The organism is Streptomyces sp. NPDC004667, assembly GCF_040609475.1.
Lineage (GTDB): Bacteria > Actinomycetota > Actinomycetes > Streptomycetales > Streptomycetaceae > Streptomyces.
Window position 1 is genome coordinate 1 of record NZ_JBEXKC010000216.1, and the last position, 3249, is coordinate 3249.

At 73.6% G+C, this 3249-nt stretch carries 2 protein-coding genes and 1 pseudogene; 2 read left to right on the forward strand and 1 reads right to left on the reverse strand.

Annotated elements, in window-relative coordinates; translation table 11 throughout:
* A partial coding sequence (locus ABZW32_RS39325) for an AAA family ATPase (protein ID WP_356225658.1) occupies nt 1-1120 on the forward strand: 1120 nt, incomplete at its 5' end.
* A 19-nt stretch (nt 1121-1139) separates the two neighbouring features.
* Here ABZW32_RS39325 and ABZW32_RS39330 read toward each other — a convergent pair.
* The gene (locus tag ABZW32_RS39330; RefSeq protein WP_356225660.1) at nt 1140-2540 is read right to left on the reverse strand and encodes an RICIN domain-containing protein; all 1401 of its coding nucleotides are present in this window, start codon (nt 2538-2540) and stop codon (nt 1140-1142) included.
* Nucleotides 2541-2915: 375 nt separating this feature from the next.
* Between ABZW32_RS39330 and ABZW32_RS39335 the strand changes: the two are divergent.
* Nucleotides 2916-3249: pseudogene (locus ABZW32_RS39335) on the forward strand (phage tail sheath family protein); the annotation flags it as partial.

The following is a 3249-nucleotide window of genomic DNA, read 5'->3' on the forward strand; positions in this document are numbered from 1 at the left end:
GCGGGCGCTCGCCGCCGCGCCGGACGTGACCGTACTGCTGGCCGATCCCCGCCCGTACGACCCGTACTGGTGCCCCGAGGACCCGCTGGTCCTGGACGCGCCGGGCCGCCGGGACGGGGGGACGGCCGCCTGGCGGGCCGTGCTGGGCGCGGACGCCGACGGCTTCGACCTGGCCGCGACGGTCGCCCCGTACCGCCTCGGCGGGGACCGGGTGCGGCGGGCCGCGCGGGCCGCCCGGGCACTGGCCGCCTTCGACGGCGGTCCGGTCACCGCCGCCCATGTACGGCGCGCGGCGCGCCGGCAGTCGGCCTCGGGGCTGGAGAGCCATACCCGGCGCATCCGGCCGGCCGTGGGCTGGGGGGACCTGGTCCTGCCCGAAGGGCCCCTCGGGCAGCTGCGCGAACTGGCCCTGCGGGCCCGCCACCGCGACCGTGTGCTCGGCGACTGGCGGCTCAGTGCCGGCGGCGGGCGCGGCCGGGGCGTCCTCGGCCTGTTCGCCGGGGAGTCCGGCACCGGAAAGACGCTGTCGGCGGAGGTCGTCGCGGCCGACCTCGGTCTCGACCTGTACGTGGTCCAGCTGTCGTCGGTCGTGGACAAGTACGTCGGCGAGACCGAGAAGAACCTGGAGCGGATCTTCACGGAGGCGGACCGCACCGACGCGGTGCTGCTCTTCGACGAGGCCGACGCCGTCTTCGGCAAGCGCTCCGAGGTCAAGGACGCCCACGACCGCTACGCCAACATGGAGAGCTCCTACCTGCTCCAGCGTCTGGAGTCGTTCGACGGGATCGCGCTGCTCACCACCAACCTCCGCGCGAACATCGACGCAGCGTTCACCCGGCGGCTGGACCTGGTGGTCGACTTCCCGTTCCCGGACGCCGGGCAGCGCCTCGCACTGTGGCGGCACGGGCTGGCGCACGTACCGTCCGCCGACGGCATCGACGCGGCCCCGCTGGCCCGGGACTTCGAGCTGGCCGGCGGTTCCATCCGCGGCGCGGTGGTCACCGCCGCCTACCTCGCCGCCGGGCGCGGTGGCGAGGTGACGGCGGACGATCTGCTGGAGGGCGCCCGGCGGGAGTACCGCAAGGCGGGGCGGCTCGTGCCGGGCGAGGGCGGCTGGTGATCCGGGGCCGCCGCGCGCGTCAGTCGTTCTTGGGATGGACGATCTTCCACTCCTGGTTGCCGGTGTTGCTGCAGTCGGAGATGTTCAGCCGGTCCCCGACGCTCGCCCCGCCGTTCACGTTCAGGCACCTGTTGTTGCTGGCGTAGTTGCGGATCCAGTAATCGCCGCTGTCCTGCTTGTCGATCCACCACAGCTGGTTGTCGGCGGTGGTGCCGTCGCAGTGGAACTCGCCGATGCCGGTGCCCACGGGCCGGCCGCCGTACTCGCCGAGGTCCATGCAGAACTGGTCCTTGACGTTGCGGATCTGGAAGAGCGGCGTGCCGCCGGGGCCGAGTGTCGGGTACTTCACCTCGAGGTTCCAGAGCTGGTTGTCGCCTTCGCTGCCGACGCATCCGGCCTGCTGCACGGCCATGTTGATCTGGCCCTTGTCGTTGCCCGGCAGATCGGCGCACATGCGGGTGGCGGCGTTGCGCAGCAGGACCTTCTCGGCGGGCACGACGGGCGGCGGTCCCGCGGGTTCCGGGGACTGCCCTCCCCCGCCACCGCCGTCGTCCCGCGGCTTCTCGCTCTTCTGCGGCTCGGGTTCGGGTTCGGGTTCGGCGCTGGGCGGCGGCGGGGAGAGGGGCGGGGTGACGGGCAGAGTGGCGCCGGCCTGCTCGGGGACCTCGGTGGCCGCGGTGCGGACCTGCGGCCTGTAGGAGATCCAGATCATCACGAAGGCGATGCCCAGGGCCAGGAGGAGCCCGAAGAAGGTGGCCAGCCAGCGCGGGAGGAAGCCGCGCTGGACGTAGGTTCCCTCGACCTCCAGCGGCTCGCTGCCGGAGCGGCGCACCGCGAGGGTGTAGGGCCGTTCTTCCCTGGAGCCGAACCAGACGATCTGCCGGGGGCGCAGGGTCGTGTCGACGAACGCTGCCCGGCCGGGGTCGATCTGGACGCTCCCGGGACGGAGTTCGTACGCGAGGTGGTCGCCGTTGTCGCTGCCCGTGACCGACGCCGTCACCTTGGTGTTGCCGAGGTTGTCCACCGCCAGTCTCGGGCGTCCGCGCAGGCGGCCCTTGACGGTCGGCGGCACGAGTTCCGCGCGCACCTCGGCGAACGGGGTGATCGTCAGGTTCCCCTCCGGAACCGTCACGGCCTCGGGGTGCTCGGTCGGTGTGATCCGCACCGCGTACGGATTGGGCCCGGCCGTGGCGTCGGGGGTCCGGGGCGGTGCGAACGTCAGCTCGACCGTCCCCGTGGTGCCCGGGTACAACCGCAGGGTCGTCGGCTCCACCGTCGTCCAGGGCGCGATGTCGCCGACGGGCTCGAAGCGGTATTCGTCCACCACGTCGCCGGTGTTGCGCAGACGCAGACGCACCCGCGTACTGCTCCCGGGGTCGACGGTGACGGAAGAGGGTTCCAGGGAAGTCCAAAGGCTCACCCCGGCACGCTAGTTCCGCCCGCGCCCGCGGACAGGAGACCCAGGGGCAGGGTGCGTTGCCCCGGGATCCCGCCGGTTGCCCGGGAGCGCGGGCCGTGCGGCCCGGGTCCGTGGCCGCCGGCTCCCGGCTCTGCTGCCGGTCCCGGTCGTCACACGAAGAATCCGCTCCCCCGGGCGCCTCCGCCGCCCCGCAGGCCCGCGCGGGCAGTCGTCGGGGCAGCCGGGGCGGTCCCCGCCGGGCGCCCGGGATCTGCCCCTCCAGGCAGCGGAGGGGGCAACGAGAGTGCCCCCGGCCGGGTACCGGGGGACGTTTCGACGGGCGCCGCGCGCGCGTCAAGGTGGGGTGTCCTGTCTCGTATCCGAGGAGAGCAGAGCATGCCGTCCTATCTGTCGCCCGGCGTCTACGTCGAGGAGGTGGCGAGCGGTTCCCGCCCGATCGAGGGGGTCGGCACGTCGGTGGCGGCCTTCGTCGGTCTGGCGCCGACCGGCCCGCTGAACGAGCCGACGCTGGTGACCAACTGGACCCAGTACGTCGCGGCCTTCGGCGACTTCACCGACGGCTACTACCTCGCGCACTCCGTCTACGGGTTCTTCAACAACGGCGGCTCGGCGGCGTACGTCGTGCGCGTCGGCGGCTCCGCCGGGGACGCAGCCGGCCGGGGGGAGGTCTCCGGACCCGCCGCGGTCACCGGCGGCGCCGCGCCGGCCG